14 protein-coding genes and 4 tRNA genes are annotated in these 18404 nt (G+C 57.1%); 6 read left to right on the top strand and 12 right to left on the bottom strand.

Annotation, left to right across the window (positions count from 1 at the left end):
• Nucleotides 1-143 precede the first annotated feature (143 nt).
• Nucleotides 144-1583 (bottom strand): L-serine ammonia-lyase, encoded by a 1440-nt coding sequence (locus SPI05_RS03440; RefSeq protein ID WP_321076199.1) that lies wholly within the window; start codon nucleotides 1581-1583, stop codon nucleotides 144-146.
• A 207-nt stretch (nucleotides 1584-1790) separates the two neighbouring features.
• Here SPI05_RS03440 and SPI05_RS03445 point away from each other — a divergent pair, with 207 nt between their 5' ends.
• Nucleotides 1791-3500, top strand: coding sequence for a methyl-accepting chemotaxis protein (locus SPI05_RS03445; RefSeq protein ID WP_321076201.1), 1710 nt, complete (start codon nucleotides 1791-1793; stop codon nucleotides 3498-3500).
• A gap of 64 nt (nucleotides 3501-3564) precedes the next feature.
• Here the strand turns inward: SPI05_RS03445 and SPI05_RS03450 are convergent, their stop codons facing one another.
• From SPI05_RS03450 to SPI05_RS03495, 10 genes are all read right to left on the bottom strand, one after another.
• The gene (locus tag SPI05_RS03450) at nucleotides 3565-4197 is read right to left on the bottom strand and encodes an NUDIX hydrolase (RefSeq protein ID WP_321076203.1); all 633 of its coding nucleotides are present in this window, start codon (nucleotides 4195-4197) and stop codon (nucleotides 3565-3567) included.
• Between the two features lie 29 nt (nucleotides 4198-4226).
• Nucleotides 4227-4853 (bottom strand): pyridoxal 5'-phosphate synthase glutaminase subunit PdxT, encoded by a 627-nt coding sequence (pdxT, locus tag SPI05_RS03455; protein ID WP_321076205.1) that lies wholly within the window; start codon nucleotides 4851-4853, stop codon nucleotides 4227-4229.
• A 42-nt stretch (nucleotides 4854-4895) separates the two neighbouring features.
• Nucleotides 4896-5795, bottom strand: coding sequence for a pyridoxal 5'-phosphate synthase lyase subunit PdxS (gene pdxS / locus SPI05_RS03460; protein WP_321076207.1), 900 nt, complete (start codon nucleotides 5793-5795; stop codon nucleotides 4896-4898).
• A 61-nt stretch (nucleotides 5796-5856) separates the two neighbouring features.
• Nucleotides 5857-6306, bottom strand: coding sequence for a Cys-tRNA(Pro) deacylase (gene ybaK / locus SPI05_RS03465; RefSeq protein WP_321076209.1), 450 nt, complete (start codon nucleotides 6304-6306; stop codon nucleotides 5857-5859).
• Between the two features lie 66 nt (nucleotides 6307-6372).
• Nucleotides 6373-6930: an HIT domain-containing protein gene (locus tag SPI05_RS03470; protein ID WP_321076211.1), complete on the bottom strand. Its 558-nt coding sequence runs from the start codon at nucleotides 6928-6930 to the stop codon at nucleotides 6373-6375.
• A gap of 1 nt (nucleotide 6931) precedes the next feature.
• Entirely contained in the window at nucleotides 6932-8941 is a 2010-nt protein-coding gene (gene thrS, locus SPI05_RS03475) for a threonine--tRNA ligase (protein WP_321076213.1), read from the bottom strand.
• A gap of 324 nt (nucleotides 8942-9265) precedes the next feature.
• Nucleotides 9266-9342, bottom strand: a tRNA-Val gene (locus SPI05_RS03480).
• A gap of 4 nt (nucleotides 9343-9346) precedes the next feature.
• Nucleotides 9347-9417, bottom strand: a tRNA-Cys gene (locus SPI05_RS03485).
• 128 nt (nucleotides 9418-9545) lie between these two features.
• Nucleotides 9546-9618 (bottom strand) — tRNA-Gly (locus tag SPI05_RS03490).
• Nucleotides 9619-9725: 107 nt separating this feature from the next.
• Nucleotides 9726-10724 (bottom strand): LacI family DNA-binding transcriptional regulator, encoded by a 999-nt coding sequence (locus SPI05_RS03495; RefSeq protein ID WP_321076214.1) that lies wholly within the window; start codon nucleotides 10722-10724, stop codon nucleotides 9726-9728.
• A 245-nt stretch (nucleotides 10725-10969) separates the two neighbouring features.
• Here SPI05_RS03495 and SPI05_RS03500 point away from each other — a divergent pair.
• The 5 genes from SPI05_RS03500 (at nucleotide 10970) to SPI05_RS03520 (ending at nucleotide 16386) form a co-directional block, all read left to right on the top strand.
• A tRNA-Val gene (locus tag SPI05_RS03500) sits at nucleotides 10970-11044 on the top strand.
• A 51-nt stretch (nucleotides 11045-11095) separates the two neighbouring features.
• Nucleotides 11096-12196, top strand: a complete 1101-nt coding sequence (locus tag SPI05_RS03505; protein WP_321076216.1) for an SGNH/GDSL hydrolase family protein — start codon at nucleotides 11096-11098, stop codon at nucleotides 12194-12196.
• Between the two features lie 43 nt (nucleotides 12197-12239).
• Nucleotides 12240-14384, top strand: coding sequence for a glycogen debranching protein GlgX (gene glgX, locus SPI05_RS03510; RefSeq protein ID WP_321076217.1), 2145 nt, complete (start codon nucleotides 12240-12242; stop codon nucleotides 14382-14384).
• An 89-nt stretch (nucleotides 14385-14473) separates the two neighbouring features.
• Nucleotides 14474-15049, top strand: coding sequence for a DUF3000 domain-containing protein (locus SPI05_RS03515; RefSeq protein ID WP_295027816.1), 576 nt, complete (start codon nucleotides 14474-14476; stop codon nucleotides 15047-15049).
• A 104-nt stretch (nucleotides 15050-15153) separates the two neighbouring features.
• Nucleotides 15154-16386 (top strand): HRDC domain-containing protein, encoded by a 1233-nt coding sequence (locus tag SPI05_RS03520; RefSeq protein ID WP_321076220.1) that lies wholly within the window; start codon nucleotides 15154-15156, stop codon nucleotides 16384-16386.
• Here the strand turns inward: SPI05_RS03520 and dxs are convergent.
• Nucleotides 16370-18337, bottom strand: a complete 1968-nt coding sequence (dxs, locus tag SPI05_RS03525; protein WP_321076223.1) for a 1-deoxy-D-xylulose-5-phosphate synthase — start codon at nucleotides 18335-18337, stop codon at nucleotides 16370-16372. The genes SPI05_RS03520 and dxs overlap by 17 nt on opposite strands.
• Nucleotides 18338-18404 lie beyond the last annotated feature (67 nt).

Here is an 18404-nt window from a genome sequence, read left to right on the forward strand (position 1 = left end):
ATCTCCTTAAACTTCTTGCCTATAACGAAGACATTTTAATAAAACATTCCTCGAATCGTCTAACTGAGGTTACCGCAAATCCGACTTAATTCCCGAACCGCAGTCGCGCCAAACCTAAAAGTCAGTTCCCCAGCGAACCTTTCTCAGCATTCCACAACGTTGACCGCCAGTCCCCCGGTGGCGGTTTCTTTGTATTTTGAGCTCATATCCAAGCCGGTTTCGTACATCGTTTCAATGACTTCGTCAAAGCTGACCCGATGCGTTCCGTCTCCCCACAAGCTCATGCGGGCGGCATTAATGGCTTTGACCGCGGCAATCGCATTGCGTTCGATGCAGGGCACCTGCACCAGTCCCCCAATAGGGTCGCAGGTCAAGCCCAGATGATGCTCCATGGCGATTTCAGCTGCGTTCTCAATCTGATGGGGACTGCCCCCCAGAGCCGCCGCTAAGCCTCCCGCGGCCATCGCCGCCGCGGAACCGACTTCGCCTTGGCAACCAACTTCGGCCCCGGCCACGGAGGCATTCGTTTTAATGATTCCGCCCACGGCCCCGGCCACCGTCAGGTAGTCCCGCTGGGCCGGACCGCATTTCGTTTCCACTTCAGGACAAAACCACTGCAGGTAGCGTCCCACCGCGGCTACGATACCCGCCGAGCCGTTAGTGGGGGCTCGTACCACCATTCCGCCAGCCGCGTTTTCCTCGTTCACCGACAGCGCCCACAGGTTCACCCAATCCATTGCCCGCATGGGGTCTTGAGCGAAACTACGCCAAATGGCAGGAGTTCCGGGTTTGCCGTCGCGCTCGGTTAGGCGCAGGAACAACTTTCGCGCCCGGCGCGGTACCGCCAGCCCACCGGGCAACACGTCTTCGGTTGTGGCGCACCCGCGGTCAATGCAGGCGCCCATCTGCTTTTGCAGGGTATCCAGGCGTTTACCGAACTCCCCCATGCTCATTCGGGTTTTTTCGTTTGCGCGCACGATTTCGCCGATGGTTTTGTTGTTCGTTTCCGCCGCCCGCAATAGGTCCCCCATGGAAGTGTAGGGGTAGGGAACGTCCACGGTGGTGGGGGTTTTATCCAGCTGGGTCAGGTTCCCCGGCTCACCCTCGATGGCGTCATCGCGGGTCACGAAGCCACCGCCTGTCGAGTAATAGCGCAGCGCAAAAGTCACCTGATCGCCCTGCGAAGCGCGAATCACCAGGGAGTTATTGTGGAACGGCGCCACGGTTTCAGGGGTAAAAACCATATCCCAGTCATACTGAAACCCTACCGAGGACCCGCCCGGCAGGACTATTGAACCCGCGGGTTTTACCGAAGAAAGCAACCGCGGCAGACTCCCGGGCTCGACCGTGTCCGGAAGAAAACCCGAAAGGCCAGCCAAAACCGCACCATCGGAAAGGTGGCCGCGACCCGTCGCACCCAGCGAACCCTGGAGTTCAACCTGCAGGCGATCAAAGGCCGCCCCCGATTGCGCCAGGTGATTCACGAAATCCGCCGCGGCACGCATCGGACCGACCGTGTGCGAGGCGGAAGGACCGACCCCCACCTGGATGACGTCGAGAACGGAAAGCGGCGTGGCTTGCATGTAGATGATTTTATCCGGTTTTAACCGCACACATTCAAAGCAACGATGCCAAAGCAAGTATTTTGTAAATTTACGGAAAATCAGCACATTTAGCACCCCCCCCCGCGTGTTTTCGTTATTATTAATCAACTTCAAATTTGGAACCGGAGCAGTTTTTTTATTGCGGTTACTTAATTTCGTCTTAAGACAGAAAGAGAAGGAGATGATATGAAGCTCAGCTTTCTTGTAAAACTTGCTTACACTGCTGTTGCAGTATTCGGTGTATTAGTCCTGGTTGGAACCATTTTGACCCAGGTTGAATTCAAAAAGATGCAAAGCGATGTGGCTGCGAAAACAGAGCAGACGACCCAGGCAGCTCGAGTGTCCACGGCATCGGCAAACCTGACTAACTACGTGCAGGAATATGTGACCACCCTGGATCAGAAGTGGCTGGATATGTATTGGGACGAGGTGGCCGCGAACAACAAGGCTGATGCGGTCCAGAACCTCAAGGATATGGGTGCTCCGACCGAGGAAACTGCCCTGATTGAAGAGGGCATGGTTAATTCCGATAACCTCATCAACTTGGAGACCCGCGCTCAGCGTCTGATTTTGGACTCCCTGGGTGTAGCGCCCGGCAATATGCCGGAAGCCGTGGCGGGATGGCAGGTTGACCCCGCCGATGCCGCCTTGGAACCGGCAGCGAAGCAGTCCTTGGCGCGTGACCTCATTTTCGGGGAAGAATACAACGGAGAAGTTACCAAGATTATGACCCCGATCAATCAGGGCATTGACATGATGACTCAGCGTTTGGATTCGTCCGAAACGCAAGCCTCTAAGAGCGCTTACGCCGCTTTGTGGCTGTTGACCATTGTGGCCATCCTCCTGGTAGTCGTGTTGATTGTGCTGTTGACGCTGTTCAATGAGACCACCGCTAAGCCAATTCAGGAATTTCGCCGCATCCTGGAGTCCAGCGACGCCAAGGACTTGACAGTGCGTTTGCGTCCGCGCGGCGTGTTGGAGACCCAGCAGTTGGCCGAGACCATCAACACCAAGAACTCCGGCATTGCCGAGGTCGTTTCCATGCTGGCAAGTTCCGCGGTGACTTTGAAGAATCAGACGGATGCCATTGGTGGTTCGACCCAGCGCGCCAACAATGATGCCCAGCAGGCGGCAGTCCATGCCGGCAACACGGCCACGAACGCCAACGAGGTGTCTGCTTCGATCGCCACGGTGGCCGCGGCCTCGGAACAGATGGGCGCCTCCATCCGCGAGATTTCCTCGAACGCCACGAACGCGGCCGAGGTTGCGAACAACGCCATGGAAGTTGCCGCTCGCACCACCGAGATTGTGGGCAAGTTGTCCGAATCGTCCCAGCGTATCGGTGAGGTTATTGCCTCGATTACCCAGATTGCTGAACAGACGAACCTGTTGGCTTTGAACGCTACCATTGAGGCCGCCCGTGCGGGTGACGCCGGCAAGGGCTTTGCGGTTGTGGCCGGTGAGGTGAAGGACTTGGCGGCTCAGACGGGTACGGCTACCTCGGATATTTCCGCCCGCGTGCTTTCCATCCAGGAAGACACCGCGTCAGCCGAACAGGCCCTGCAGGAAATCACGGACGTTATTTCCAAGATCAACGAGTCCCAGACGGTTATTGCCGCCGCGGTGGAGGAACAGACCGCCACCGTGAACGAAATTTCCAAGTCCGTGCAAAGCGCGGCCGAAGGTTCACAAAGCATCGCCCAGGACATCAGCACCATCGCCGATGCCGCCCAGAACAACTCCGAGGAATTGGGCAATGTGGCAAATAACATGAACGCGGTTTTGGACATTTCCAACCAGCTGACCGGGATTGTTGGCGGATTCAAGATCGACGATACCGCGAGCGTTGCTGATGCCGGCCCGGCGCCGGCCGCTGAAGCCACGCCGGAAGCATAAACCGGACATAACTGAATCATTTTTGGTGCCTGGTCTTTGACCGGGCACCAAACGTTTAACCGGCTCAGTGGCTTTTCCCCACGGTGCCTTCGCTGATTTCGGGGCAGCTTCCATCCCAGCCTCGCACCCATCCGCGAGCCAGGGAAACCAAATCCAGCGGGTAAACCACCGCCCCGCCAGCTATTTCACGTTGTAAAGCGTCGAGGTCCCACCATTTCAGTTCATCTAAAACTTCCCGTTCGACCTCAGTAAAACCATCACGCACGAACACGGGCGACCCGGGAAGCCTCGTGAAATAGAAAAGTTCGTCCTGACGGCAGGTCAAGGCGTGAAAGTCGAAGGTGGCGTGACGGCGCAGCACCGGTCCAACCAGCGCATTTGGACTTAGACAGTAGCCAGTTTCTTCAAAGAACTCCCGCACGGCTCCGTCTCGCGGGTCCTCCCCCGCTTCCAGACCGCCCCCGACGGTAAACCACCACCAGTGCTCGAAGTCTGAAAAATCGTGTCCGCGCAGCAACAGCAGCTCATCGCGGCTGTTGAAAGCCACGACTCTCGCCGCTTGGCGATGATAATAGCCGGCCTCGTCCCGGGGCCATTCCCGCAGAAAATAGTCGTCAATAGAGGTTTCGGTGTCGTTGTCGGGTCTGGTGCTCGGCGCAGTTTCGCCGTGCCCGACGGAGTGTAAAACCTCGTCCATGGCCTGTTCCCTCGCCTTTCGGTGTCGTCTCAGTTGGATTGAGTTTTCACAAGGTTCAGGAAGTAACGGTGTACGCGCAGGTCGTCGGTAACTTCGGGGTGGAATGAGGTCGCCAGCAGGGGGCCTTGGCGCACCGCCACCACTCGCGAAGCCGACTGTGGGGTCTGCTGCCAGGTCGAGAGCACTTCTACCCCCGCTCCGACCGATTCCACCCAGGGGGCGCGAATGAATACGGCCGGGAGGGGCTCGTCGCCACCAAAAGAACCGGGGTCAACGAGACTCTGCGCCGAATCGACTTGCCGGCCAAACGCGTTGCGCCGCACGACCACATCCAATCCGCCCAGGGTTTCTTGGCCGTCTATCCCGTCAACGATGTGGTCAGCCAGCATAATCATGCCCGCGCAGCTGCCATAAATGGCTTTTCCGCTGTGGACAAAGGCTTTCAACGGGTCAAACAGGTCGAAAGCGCGCGCTAGCTTGTACATGGTGGTCGATTCCCCGCCCGGAATAATCAGACCGTCCAAATCCTGCAGGTGGGAAGGAACTTTCACCTCCACCGGCACGGCTCCCAGCGCGCGCAGAGCCCGCGCGTGCTCGACCACCGAACCCTGCAGAGCAAGGACACCCACGCGCCATTGATTTTGCTTCAAAGTCATCCTTTTCTCTGGCTTATTGACAAAACTCAGCAATACCGCGGATTACCAGCCGCGCTGAGCCAGGCGCGCGTCATCGGGAATGTCGTGAACATTGATGCCGACCATAGCTTCGCCCAAGGAACGGGACACCTCAGCAACGACTTCTGGTTCGTTGTAGCGGGCTGTGGCTTTGACAATTGCCGCCGCGCGCTTCGCCGGATCGCCCGACTTAAAGATGCCAGAACCCACGAACACACCCTCGGAACCCAGCTGCATCATCAACGCCGCGTCAGCAGGAGTGGCTATACCGCCCGCGGTGAACAGCACGACTGGCAGCTTCCCGGTTTCCGCAACCTCTTTGACCAGCGGATAGGGAGCCTGCAATTCCTTGGCGGCATCAAACAGCTCATCGGGACGCATAGTGGTCAGCCGGTTGATTTGCGAAGTCATGGTGCGCATATGGGTTACCGCGTTGGACACGTCCCCCGTACCGGCTTCGCCCTTGGAACGAATCATGGCCGCGCCCTCGCTGATACGGCGCAAAGCCTCACCGAGGTTAGTGGCTCCGCACACGAAAGGCACGGTGAAATCCCACTTGTTGATGTGATGCTTGTAGTCCGCCGGGGTTAAAACTTCGGACTCATCGATGTAGTCCACACCCAAGCTCTGCAACACCTGAGCTTCCGCAAAGTGACCAATCCGGGCTTTGGCCATCACGGGAATAGACACCGCGTTAATGATTCCGTCAATCAAATCCGGGTCGCTCATGCGCGCAACGCCGCCTTCGGCCCGAATATCCGCCGGAACACGCTCCAAAGCCATCACCGCTACGGCACCGGCGTCTTGGGCAATCTTGGCTTGCTCCGCGTTGACGACATCCATAATGACACCGCCCTTGAGCATCTGAGCCATGCCCCGTTTCACCAAATCAGTCCCGGTTCCTTGCGCCAGTTGATTAGACATTTTGCCTTCTTTCCTTGTTCAAATTCTGGTTACGATTTCTCAGTCGCCCCCATTTTAGCGATTACTGCACGATATCGGCGAAACCGGCCGACACCACTTGTGCCAAATCCTGAGGATTAACCACAATTTGCCGGCCGCGCAACCCTGCCGAGACATAGAACTTATCGTGCAATACGGCGGTTTCTTCGATGACAGTGGGGAACAATTTTTTCATCCCCAACGGGGAGCAACCCCCGCGGATATACCCCGTCACGTCCCGCAGCGTCCGCCAATTGATGAGCTGGACATGTTTCACGCCGAAATGCGCGGCGGTCTTTTTCAAATCCAGTTCGGCATCGGCGGGAACGACCGCGACATAGTGTCCGCCCTGCCCGTCCTCCAACACTAGGGTCTTGTAGATGAGTTCGGCAGAAATCCCCAAGACTTCGGCAGTGTGCAGCGCACCGATGTCACCGTCCGTGGGGTAGCTCGAGGTTTCGTAAGCTACCCCGGCGCCGTCCAACAGTCGCATCGCGTTAGTCTTGGTAGTTTTCATCGTGATTGAGCTGCAGTTTCTCAAGTCCGGTACCGAGAGGTTTCAGATTTCGCGCGGCTGCCAGTCGCCGAACGCCTGGGCCAGGACCTGGCGGGTCTGACCCAACAGTTCCGGGACGGCTTTCGTGCGCGCCACGATGGGAAAGAAATTCGCGTCCCCCGCCCAGCGCGGCACGATGTGTTGATGCAGGTGTCCGGCGATTCCGGCACCCGCGACCGTGCCTTGGTTCATCCCCAGGTTAAAGCCTTGCGGCGCTTTGACCTGGCGAATGACCTCCATAGTATGCGCGGTCAGCTCGCCGAATTCGATACGTTCGACAAAGTCCAAATCGGTGTAGTCAGGAACGTGCCGGTAGGGTAAGACCAAAACATGACCGGGATTGTATGGAAACAGGTTCATCACCACAAAACAAGTCTTGCCCCGATACACAATCAGGTTCTGTTCGTCGTCCCCTTTCGGGCCCTCGCAAAACGGGCACGCTTGTACATCACGATGCGGCCCATCGTCGATGTACACCATTCGATGAGGCGTCCACAGGCGCTCCAACCCGTCAGTTTGCGCACCAAAGTTTTCGCTTGATTCCGCGGGTAGGTCAGTCATATTAATCGTTCCTGCGGCTGCGGATGGCCTCCAGGATTTCCGCTATTGCCTGATCAATCGGGACACCGTTCTTTTGCTCCCCGCCGCGGTATCTAAAGGACACCGCGTTTGCCTGCGCGTCCTCGCCACCAGCAATGAGAGTGAAAGGAATCTTGTCCTTGGCGGCATTACGAATCTTCTTGCCGAAACGGTCATCTGTCTCATCGACCTCGACCCGCACACTTTCCGCCCGCAACCGGTCCGCAATGTGCTCGCAGTAATCATTGAATGCCTCTGCTACCGGCACCAAACGCACCTGCACCGGCGCCAGCCAAGCCGGGAACGCTCCGGCGTAGTGCTCGGTCAGCACCCCAAAGAAACGTTCGATAGAACCGAATAGGGCACGGTGAATCATGACGGGACGCTGACGGGTGCCATCCGCCGCGGTGTATTCCAAATCGAAACGTTCAGGCAGGTTGAAGTCCAGCTGAATGGTCGACATCTGCCAGGTCCGCCCAATCGCGTCGCGGGCTTGCACGGAAATCTTGGGACCGTAGAACGCCGCCCCCTCGGGATCCGGCACCAACTCTAAGCCCGAGGCTGTGGCGACTTCCGCCAACGTATTGGTCGCCTCCTCCCAAATCTCGTCCGTGCCCACGAACTTGTGCGGATCCTTCGTAGAAAGCTCCAGGTAAAAGTCGTCCAAACCGTAGTCCTTGAGCAAATCCAGCACGAAGTTCAACAGTTTCGTCAACTCGTCTTTCATCTGTTCACGCGTGCAATAGATGTGGCTGTCGTCCTGGGTAAAGCCGCGTCCGCGGGTCAGGCCGTGAACCACACCGGATTTCTCGTAACGGTAAACGGTCCCGAATTCGAACAATCGCAGCGGTAGCTCCCGGTAGGAACGCGAGCGGGATTTATAGATGAGGTTATGCATGGGGCAGTTCATGGGCTTCAAGTAATAGTCGAAGCCTTCCTTCGTAACGTTGCCGTGGTCGTCGCATTCCTCGTCCACGCGCATGGGCGGGAACATGCCGTCTTTGTACCATTCCAAGTGCCCTGACGTTTCAAACAGCTGACCCTTGGTGACGTGCGGAGTGTAGACGAAAGAGTACCCCTCCTCCAGGTGGCGGCGCCGAGAATAGTTTTCCATCTCCATGCGCACCATCGCCCCCTTGGGGTGGAACACGGCCAAGCCAGAACCGATTTCCTCCGGGAAACTGAACAGGTCGAGCTCATTGCCCAGCCGGCGGTGGTCGCGTTTGGCGGCCTCCTCCATGCGGGTCACGTAATCTTTCAGGTCGTCTTTGGTCGCCCAAGCCGTTCCGTAGATACGTTGCAGGGAGTCGTTGGCTTGGTCGGCGCGCCAGTACGCGGCCGACACCTTCATCAGCTTAAACACCCCGTTCAGCAGACGGGTCGAAGGTACGTGCGGCCCGCGGCACAAGTCCTTCCAGGCGACCTCACCGTTCTTGCGCACGTTATCGTAAATCGTCAGTTCGCTACCGCCGACTTCCACCGACGCTACGGCTGCAGCCTGGTCATTGTCCGCATCCGTCCCTTTCAAACCAATCAATTCCAGCTTGTAAGGCTGATCGGCGAGTTCCTGGCGGCCTTCCTCTTCGGTGACGACCCGGCGCACAAACTTTTGGTCTTCTTTGCAGATTCGCGCCATGTATTTTTCAATGGCTTTCAAGTCCTCCGGGGTGAAAGGCTCGTCAACGCCGAAATCGTAGTAAAAGCCGTTTTCGATGAAGGGTCCGATACCGTACTTTACGTTCGGGCGAACTTGCTTGACCGCCTGGGCCATCACGTGAGTGCAGGAGTGGCGCAAAATGTTCAAGCCCATCTCGGAATCAATAGTGATGGCTTCGACTGTGTCCCCGTCGTGAAGTTCGCGATATAGGTCGCGAGCCTGACCGTTGATGAAGTAAGCGATGACTTCTTTGCGATCCCGGTACAGGTCCTCGCCGGTGATGGTGGATTCAATCTGGGTTGCTTTCCCGTCAATAGTGACGTTAATCTCGGACACTTTGCGCCTTTCTCAGTCTTGGTTTACTAAACAATCTTATACGCGACAGAATTAAACGGAAAAAGTTTTAGCTACAGTCCTCTAACGACACGACCGGAGAAAGACACAAAAATCGGAAAAAGCCAACGCAAAATTCCGCGTAGCACACGCCATCGTGCCAGCAATTTTGCTACGCAAAATTGCGCGCCACTTCCTTGGTCTCGGATAACGCCCCCAGCGGGTCCCCCGCTGACGTGTTTTGGTTTTATGAGCCTTTGCAAGCCAGCTTGCCCGGCTCATAAAACCAAAACACGCAGGTCGCGGCTTTATCCTCGACCTGCGTCGTGGTGGGCGATACAGGACTCGAACCTGCGACCTCTTCCGTGTCAAGGAAACGCGCTAACCAGCTGCGCCAACCGCCCGTCGAAGTGGGTACCGGATTCGAACCGGTGTATACGGCTTTGCAGGCCGCTGCCTAGCCACTCGGCCAACCCACCAATGTGGTTTTGAGTATTTTACTCCATAAAGGAACCCGAACCCGGTACACGTTGCGAAACCGGCACGAGCCCTCAGACAGCCAATTTTTGAGGGGAACCGAACCGAGGCTCGATTCCCCCAAAAACCGAGCGGATGACGGGACTCGAACCCGCGACCCTCACCTTGGCAAGGTGATGCTCTACCAACTGAGCCACATCCGCGACAAGCCGGAAAAATCCAACCTCAGTATCTTACACATAAGTGCGCGGGGGTTGCAAATACTCGACACGCCAGAATGACCCAACGGAGAAAACGCGAGAATCGGAACTTAGAAAAAACCCGTGGTACCGCCGTTTACTAGCCGCATGTTCACAAGTTTGACTCGCTTTTCTACACGGGACCGATGGCGAATCTGACTGACTAGCTGACGCACGGCTTCCGTGCCAATCTTTCGGTAAGGAACTTCGAGGGTGGTAGTTCTGGGCTGGTGCAGACGTCCAATAAAAGCATCGCCGATAGCCACAACGGAAACATCGTCTGGCACTGAGACTCTCAGAGATTGATCTAACTCTTCCATAAAACCGATGGCAGAAAGTGCCCCACAAAAGACCGCCACACTGTCCAGATGCTTACGCCAAGCCGACACCGCACGATGGCCTGATTCCAGGCTATCCCCGACATTTCCCACCGTATGCAGAACCAACCCGTCCCTTTCACACCCAGACCGCAAAGCCTGCAAAACACTTCGGTCCAGCCATCTATCTTTGGCGTAAAAGTAAGTTATCGATTGATGCCGCAACGAACTCAGATGTGTCAGCAAGACTGCAACCCCTTGTTCCGTATCCGGCACGACGCAAGTTGTTTCATCCATCAAGCAGTTCGTCACTACCAGAGGCTCGGTATTGGGGATTTCCAGGCGAATACGTCCGGGAATCTGCGGATTATCAATAATCAACCCATCGACGTTATTGAACTCCCGTTTAACGGTCTGCAGGACTCGCGTAGAAACAGCGGGATACAAAACCGGTAAGTACTGGTCCAGAATCATTTTGTCCTGTATCGCAGCCAACATTTGGTACTCCTGGAGACGAATCGTGACCCCGATTTTTTGGGTCAATACGTGTGTTCGTCGCCAAAAAATTTCCGGTCGTTCATAGCCCAAATCGTTCGCAACTTGGTGCACCAAGGCTTCCGTCTCAGCATTGATACGCCCCGGACGGTTCAACGCCCGCGAAGCGGTAGAGGTCGCCACATGTGCCACCTTTGCCACATCATCCAAAGTCACGCGCCTTTTGACGGCAACAGCAGAATCTGAAACCTCATACATGTCAGAATTCTAAACGTACCCTGTAGGATTTCTGAAAATTATCTGGGCATTTGTCTTAACATATGCGGTTTGTTGGTTTGAACTTCGACCGGCTTTGGCTAAAACTCGGGGATACAGCCAAACGCGTTTTCTCAGGTTCGCAATAGTGTTCCCGAAAGGCGCCGAATCGAAGGCACCTGCCGTTCTGCCGCGGTACGCCGAGGTTTTGCGTTCGGAGCTACCTAAGGCTAAACTTGATAAGCCTTGGGCCATTAGCGCAGCGGTAGCGCGCTTCCTTCACACGGAAGAGGTCACTGGTTCGATCCCAGTATGGCCCACCAAACTTGTTTTCTGGCGCGCTTAAAACGACTCGAGCCGGGTAAACTTCTGCCATGGCTGCCAAAAAGATTTCTGTCGATACAGTGCTTGAACTGTTCCGCGAGTTGCCCGCTTCTTCAAAAGTTTCCGCCCTCACCGCACTGGGAACGTCATCGTCCCTGGTCTGGGCAGGCACCACCGCTGCGGGGATGTGGAAAGTCCATCAAGAGGTTTCCAGTCACCGTTGGTTCTGGGAGGATCACGTCATCTCCGGGCTAGCAAAGCTGGACGAACTGGGGATGCTGGCAAACCCAGAAATCTACGCCCCCGGCTTCGAGATGTTTTCTAACGGGGCGCAACGTTATATGCACCGCAGCGACTGGTACTCGAACAAACCGATTTTCCCGCAAACCGGTCAAAAACTGCATCGTCCCTCGAAAATTAAGAACGCCCCTCCCCTGGTTTACGTCGCTCTCGGTGATTCCGCCGCACAAGGGGTGGGTTGCGAGAACGTGCAGGACTCTTACGTGGCTTTGTTTGCCTCCTATCTGCGACGTGCCACGCAGCGACGGGTTATCGTGCTGAATTTTTCCATTTCCGGGGCCATCGCCTCGACCGTAGTCAACACGCAAATTCCGCAGCTGCTGGCCACGGGCTTAACGCCGGACATTATCACCCTGGACATTGGCGGTAACGATGTGTTTGCCTCCGAGGGGCAAAGCGCCGAAGATTTCCAGCAACAGATGGAAATTATCCTGAAAAGCCTGCCTGCTCGCGCTTTTATTTCTGAGGTTCCCCCGGCGAAACCCCTCCCCGCAGATAAACGCGCCATCGAGATGAATGACATCGTCATCCAGACAGTTTCCGAGTCGGACCACATTTTGGTTCCCATGCGCCACTTAGGAGATGTGCCTCTGTGGAGAACCCTCATGATTCGTGCCGAGGACGGTTTCCACCCCAACACCGACACCTATCGCCAGATTGCTGCCGAGTTTGTGCGCATGGCCGAACCGCTTCTGCAGGAACGCGGCTGGTGGCAAGCCTCGACTGCTGACATAGTTCCCCCGCTGCCTGATGAAACGGAGGCCAGTCGTTCCAACCCGTTGAGCGGACTTCTGAAACTCAATTCCTCCGAAATAGACGATGTCCCACCCGGCGAGGAACAGCCCTCATAACCCACATTCAGCACACCACGCTGGAGTATGAGATATTTGGATTATGGAAATTTGGCCAGGAAAACCTTATCCGCTGGGGGCAACTTATGATGGGAGCGGAACAAACTTTGCACTTTTTTCAGCCAACGCTGAAAAAGTGGAACTCTGTTTAGTAGAGGACGACGGACGGGAAACTGAACGTTTCTCTTTGGAAGAAGTCGATGCCCACGTGTGGCACGGCTACATCCCGAACCTCCGTCCCGGGCAACACTACGGATACCGGGTTCACGGCCCTTACGACCCCACCAATGGGCAGCGCTTCAATCCGAGCAAACTGTTGCTGGACCCTTATGCCAAAGCCATCGCCGGCGACTTAGACGGCGACATGTCCATTTTTGCCTATCCGGCCGGGAATCCAGACGGCTATTCCGAGGCAGACTCGGCCGCGCACACAATGCATTCAGTCGTCATCAACCCCTTCTTTGATTGGGGCAACGACCGTCATCCCCGCTTGGATTACCCGGACCTAGTCATCTATGAAACTCACGTCAAGGGGATGACCATGTTGAACCCTGCCATTCCCGAAGCGCTGCGGGGCACTTACGCGGGAATGGGACATCCGAACAACGTTTCCTATCTGAAACACTTGGGCGTCAACGCCGTGGAACTCATGCCGGTGCACCAATTCGTCACCGATCCTTCCCTGGAGGCAAAAGGCCTCAAAAACTATTGGGGTTACAACACTATCGGCTACTTTGCCCCGCATAATGGCTACTGTTCGGATCGCCGGGGCGACCGTCAGGTCGAAGAATTTAAACAGATGGTCAAAGACCTGCATTCAGCCGGTATCGAAGTCATCCTCGACGTTGTGTACAATCACACCGCCGAGGGCAACCAGATGGGACCGACGCTGTCTTTCCGCGGCTTGGACAACGAAGTGTACTACCGCCTGGTGGAAGGCGACCGGGAACACTACTTCGACACGACCGGAACCGGCAATTCCCTACTGATGCGCTCCCCCGCGGTACTGCAGCTGATTATGGATTCGCTGCGCTATTGGATTACCGAGATGCACGTCGATGGTTTCCGGTTTGACCTCGCGTCAACCCTGGCCCGGGAACTCAGCTCAGTCGACAAACTTTCGGCGTTCTTTGACATCATCCACCAAGATCCGATTATTTCCCAGGTCAAGCTCATTGCCGAGCCTTGGGACGTCGGCGAAGGCGGCTACAACGTGGGTGGTTTCCCGATTTTGTGGTCGGAATGGAACGGGAAGTATCGCGACACGGTGCGGGACTACTGGCGTGGCGAGCCAGCAAAACTGGGTGAGTTCGCATCCCGGTTCAGCGGTTCGGCAGACCTCTATGCCCATACCGGCCGACTGCCGGTGGCCTCCATCAACTTTGTGACCGCCCACGACGGATTTACCTTGCTTGACCTGGTCTCCTATAACGATAAACACAATGAAGCCAATGGTGAAGGCGGGGTTGACGGAGACAATAACAACAAATCTTGGAATCACGGGGAGGAAGGTCCCAGCAGCGACGAGTCCATTAATGAACTGCGCCGCCGCCAACGTTTCAACTTCCTCACCACCCTGCTGCTGTCCCAAGGCGTGCCCATGATTTCTCACGGCGATGAGTTGGGGCGCACTCAGGGCGGTAACAACAACGGGTATTGCCAAGACAACGAAACCACCTGGATTCATTGGAACGAAGACGCGCGTGACCATAAGATGTTCGACTTTACCCGAGCTCTGATTCACCTGCGCAACGAGCACCCGGTGTTTCGCCGGCGCCGGTTCCTGGCTGGGGACGCGGCTCGCGGCGGAGAATCGGATCGTGGCGACATCGAGTGGTTTAGCGTCAACGGCGAACATATGACCGATGAAGAATGGACGACCGCTTACGCTAAAGCCCTAACCATTTCCCTAAACGGGGCTTCTATTGACGAGCCGGGCAAACGCGGTGAGCGCGTGGAAGATGATGATTTTATCCTCATGTTCAACGCCTCCGAAAAGGACTTGGAGTTCACTATGCCCCAGTGGGCTCATGATTTGCAGTGGTATCGGGTCATCGACACGACCGCGGAACAGCCAATTGAGACGGATTTCGAGCGGGCCAAGCTGCTGGGTTCCCCCGAGACCGTTACGGTACGTTCGCGTTCCATTGTGGTTTTGGCCTCCCCCTTGGCGGACCCCTCTCTCTAGTATTGGGCGACGGGCAGTCCGAAAAGGTATTTCGGGTCTGCAGGGCGTGGTAAGGCCGGTTTTCCCTCCCTCTCGCTTACGCTGAGAGGGTGAGCGAGGCAAGTTCAACGGCACAGACGCAGGTACCCCCAGCGTGGGAACTCGCTCTTTTGTCGCTGCGCCAAGCCTCGGTACCGCCCCGCGTTTCCATTCACGAGGTGCCTGCCCCGGTGAAAATTGCCCCTTATGCAGTGGCGATTAGCGCGGAGACGGCGCTGCACGTGGAGGCGGAGGCTCCCGCTACCGGTCGGTTTGTGTGTCTCTATGATCCGCAGACCCAAGAAGGTTGGGGCGGCGAGTTTCGGGTTATTGCTCTGGTGGCGACCGATACGGAGTTAGCTTTGGGCGAAGATCCGCTAGCCGGGGAAGTCGCCTGGTCTTGGCTGCGCGAGTGTTTAGCGAGCCGAGACGCTGATTACGGACATTTGGTGGGTACCGCCACCACGACCATCAACCGTTCTTTTGAGGGCTTCGCGCTTCGCGCCACCTCCGCTACCCTCGAGATTCGCGCTTCTTGGACCCCTGGCAGTCCCGATTTGAGCGCTCATTTCCTGGCCTGGCTGGACACGATGCTGCAGGCGACCGGGCTCTCCCCCGAGGAAAACGTCACTCAGCTGCGTCATTAGAACCTTCCCGACCGCCCTTGTGCGCTCACAGATATCCCACCGGTAGCACCCCTACGGTGCGGCAGGACGAGCACAGCCGCACCAGGTTATAACATAGAACCGTTATGTCGAGCACTACCTCAAAACCGCAATCTCCACGGCTGGTCACCCGTACTCGCGAGCCTTTAGCTCCGATTGTGGACACTCCCGCAGCTCTGCAACACGTCTGTGAACTCGTCGCCGCTGCCACGGGCCCGGTGGCGCTCGATACTGAACGTGCCGGATCGTTTCGCTATTCACAAGGTGCCTACCTGGTGCAATTGCGTCGCGAGGGCGTGGGCACTGTCCTCATCGACCCGATAGCCTTTCCCGATTTGGAGCCGTTAAGCCGGGCTATTGGCAAGGCGGAGTGGATTTTGCACGACGCTACCCAAGATTTGCCCTGTCTGTCGGAACTGGGAATGCGCCCGCAGCTGCTGTTCGACACGGAACTGGCGGCGAAACTGTTGAACTTTGAGGGGTTTGGCCTGGCCGCGGTGATGGAGCAGGTGCTGGGCATCACTCTGGCGAAAGAACATTCCGCGGCGGATTGGTCCACCCGCCCCCTGCCCTCCGATTGGCAGACCTACGCCGCCCTGGACGTGGATTACCTCATTGACCTGCGCAATGAGCTGTGGCTAAGGCTGCAAGACGAGGATAAAGACGACTGGGCGGAGCAAGAATTCGACTATCTGTTGGATTTTCAGCCCCCTGCGCCCAAACCCGATCCGTGGCGTCACGTCCCAGGTTCTGGAAAAGTCCACGCCCCGCGCAATCTCGCCGCCCTGCGGGAGCTGTGGTATTCCCGCGATGAACTGGCCCAGGACGAGGATCTAGCACCTACCAAAGTGCTGACGAACGCGGCGATGATTGCCTTGGCGGTGGGGCTGCCAAAGGGCAAACGCTACATGGGGGCTTTGGAGGATTTTCGCCACGACCGGGTCGGTCGGAAACGAGCCGACCGCTGGTTTGCGGCTTTGCGCAGGTCCTATCAACTGTCTGCCAAGGAACTTCCCCCGCGGCGCGCCCCGCGTATCCCCGGGGAGGTTCCAGATTCGCGCACTTTTACGCACAATCACCCCCTGGAGGCCGATCGGTGGCGGCGTTTGCGTGAAACCGTGGCCACGGTGGCTACCCAGTTAGATGTCCACTACGAGGTCATGCTGGAACCGAAAACTATCCGTCGGCTGGCTTGGGTGCTGCCTGACGATGCTCCGGAGTCCCAGGTCCTGGAAGTACTGCAGGCCAGTCAGGCGCGGCCTTGGCAGATTGAAAATACTTTGGATTCGCTGGTGAAAGCCCTTAAATCCGAGAATTAATGGAATCAGCCAGTGCTCGGGGGGTCAGCCCCAGTTCTTCCCGGATTTCGTCGCGCGTGGCGTGGTGCAGAAATTGTCGCGGAATCCCGTAAGACAGCACGGGAGTAAAGATGTCCTGCGCCGCTGCGGCGTTGCGTAGCTGAGACCCAAAACCGCCTTCCACCAGGCCGTCCTCTAGGGTTACGACCCGGTCGTAGGCTCCTACCGCCGCCACCAAGTCGGCGGGCACGGGAATGAGCCACCGCGGATCGACGACGCGCACCACCAGATTGTTGAGGGCCTGGAGTTCGTTCGCGACCTCCACCCCCAGGTGGGCAAACGCTCCGGTCGCCACAATCAAAAGGTTCTGGGGTCGGTTTGAGCTGGCCGTTGCCTCGCGGGTCGGTGCTGATGGTGCCACGAAGTCAGCCGATTCCCACAGCACATCGCTGCCGTGGGCACGTTTCAGTGCCGGCAAAGGCTTGGGCAGCGAGCCTTTCGGATAGCGCACGATGGTGGGTCCGTCCTCAACTTCGAGAGCCTCCCGCAGTTCTTCGCGCAATGTCGCGGCATCGCGCGGCGCGGCCAGGCGCAGACCGGGCACCGTCCCAGCCAGAGCTATGTCCCACATACCGTTGTGGCTGGCGCCGTCACTGCCGGTAATACCGGAACGATCCTCGACAATCGTCACCCCAGCCCGGTGTAGCGCGATATCCATCAGCAACTGGTCATAACCCCGGTTTAAGAACGTGGAATACAGGGCGATGACCGGGTGCATCCCGCCGTATGCCAAGCCGGCGGCAGTGGCCAGGGCATCCGCTTCCGCGATACCAACGTCGAAAACCCGGTCGGGGAATTCTCGTTGCATCGGGCACAACCCTACGGGGCGAAGCATCGCGGCGGTCAGGGCGACGATTTTTTCGTTCTCACGCGCCAGGCTGCAGATTTCCTCGGCAAAAACCTGAGTCCATTCAAAGCGTTCCGGCTCGATGGGCAGGCCGGTTTCGGGATGAATCCGTCCTATTGCGTGGAAGTGGTCGGAAACGTTTTCTTCCGCCGGGGTGTAGCCGCGGCCCTTTTGGGTGATGACGTGTATCAATACGGGCTTCTTCGCAGCCTTCGCCCTGGTGAAACTAAACTCCAAGGCAGCAATGTCGTGTCCGTCAATGGGGCCGGTATAGGTAATGCCCAACTCGTCAAACAGGACCCCTTCGGCGGAGGCGACCATGTCGCGCAACCCGGCTTTCGCGGCGTGCAACCCGGAATACACCAGATTTCCCACCGGCCCGCCGCCTTTCAGGGTTTGTTTGCCCCACTTCAAGGCTTTGTCATACTGGGGTGTAACCCGCAGGGCATCCAGGTGATGTGCCAGCCCGCCGATGGTCGGAGCGTAGGAACGCCCGTTGTCGTTCAAGACTATGATTAGCCGACCTTCGTTTTCTTCGGCAATGTTGTTTAGAGCCTCCCAAGCCATACCGCCGGTCATCGCTCCATCGCCAATGACCGCTACGACCCAGCCTCGTTTGCCGGTCAGGCGGTTTGCCCGGGCAATCCCGTCCGCCCAGGACAGCGCGGCTGAAGCGTGGGAGTTTTCCAGCACATCCGTATCAGATTCCGCCCGCGAGGGATACCCAGACAGGCCGCCGCGTTGACGCAGCCGGGAAAAATCTTGGCGTCCGGTCAGGAGTTTGTGGACGTAAGTTTGGTGTCCCGTGTCAAAAACGAAAGTGTCTCGGGTGACATTAAACACGCGGTGCAGGGCGATGGTCAGTTCGACCACGCCGAGGTTCGGACCCAGGTGTCCCCCGGTCTTTGCTACTGATTGCACCAAAAAATGACGAATTTCCTCCGCCAGGCGATTGATTTCCTGGTGATTTAGATTCCGCAAATCGCGCGGCGAAGAAATCGTCGGCAATAGGCGCAGCGACATCAAGTCAGCGTTTTGCGCGCTTACGGGTTCAAGTTGGGACATAAAATCGTAAAACTCCTCATGAAGATACTGTCCTATTCTATCCAGTTTTTACGTTTTCTTTCATGTC

This window comes from Mobiluncus sp. (assembly GCF_034180645.1).
Taxonomy (GTDB): domain Bacteria; phylum Actinomycetota; class Actinomycetes; order Actinomycetales; family Actinomycetaceae; genus Mobiluncus.

Coding starts and splice junctions, on each gene's coding strand:
- SPI05_RS03470 (WP_321076211.1), bottom strand. CDS start 6,930: ATGACTGACCTACCCGCGGAATCAAGCGAAAACTTTGGTGCGCAAACT.
- ybaK (WP_321076209.1), bottom strand. CDS start 6,306: ATGCGACTGTTGGACGGCGCCGGGGTAGCTTACGAAACCTCGAGCTAC.
- SPI05_RS03495 (WP_321076214.1), bottom strand. CDS start 10,724: ATGTATGAGGTTTCAGATTCTGCTGTTGCCGTCAAAAGGCGCGTGACT.
- SPI05_RS03450 (WP_321076203.1), bottom strand. CDS start 4,197: ATGGACGAGGTTTTACACTCCGTCGGGCACGGCGAAACTGCGCCGAGC.
- pdxS (WP_321076207.1), bottom strand. CDS start 5,795: ATGTCTAATCAACTGGCGCAAGGAACCGGGACTGATTTGGTGAAACGG.
- SPI05_RS03505 (WP_321076216.1), top strand. CDS start 11,096: ATGGCTGCCAAAAAGATTTCTGTCGATACAGTGCTTGAACTGTTCCGC.
- SPI05_RS03520 (WP_321076220.1), top strand. CDS start 15,154: ATGTCGAGCACTACCTCAAAACCGCAATCTCCACGGCTGGTCACCCGT.
- dxs (WP_321076223.1), bottom strand. CDS start 18,337: ATGTCCCAACTTGAACCCGTAAGCGCGCAAAACGCTGACTTGATGTCG.
- SPI05_RS03445 (WP_321076201.1), top strand. CDS start 1,791: ATGAAGCTCAGCTTTCTTGTAAAACTTGCTTACACTGCTGTTGCAGTA.
- SPI05_RS03440 (WP_321076199.1), bottom strand. CDS start 1,583: ATGCAAGCCACGCCGCTTTCCGTTCTCGACGTCATCCAGGTGGGGGTC.
- pdxT (WP_321076205.1), bottom strand. CDS start 4,853: ATGACTTTGAAGCAAAATCAATGGCGCGTGGGTGTCCTTGCTCTGCAG.
- glgX (WP_321076217.1), top strand. CDS start 12,240: ATGGAAATTTGGCCAGGAAAACCTTATCCGCTGGGGGCAACTTATGAT.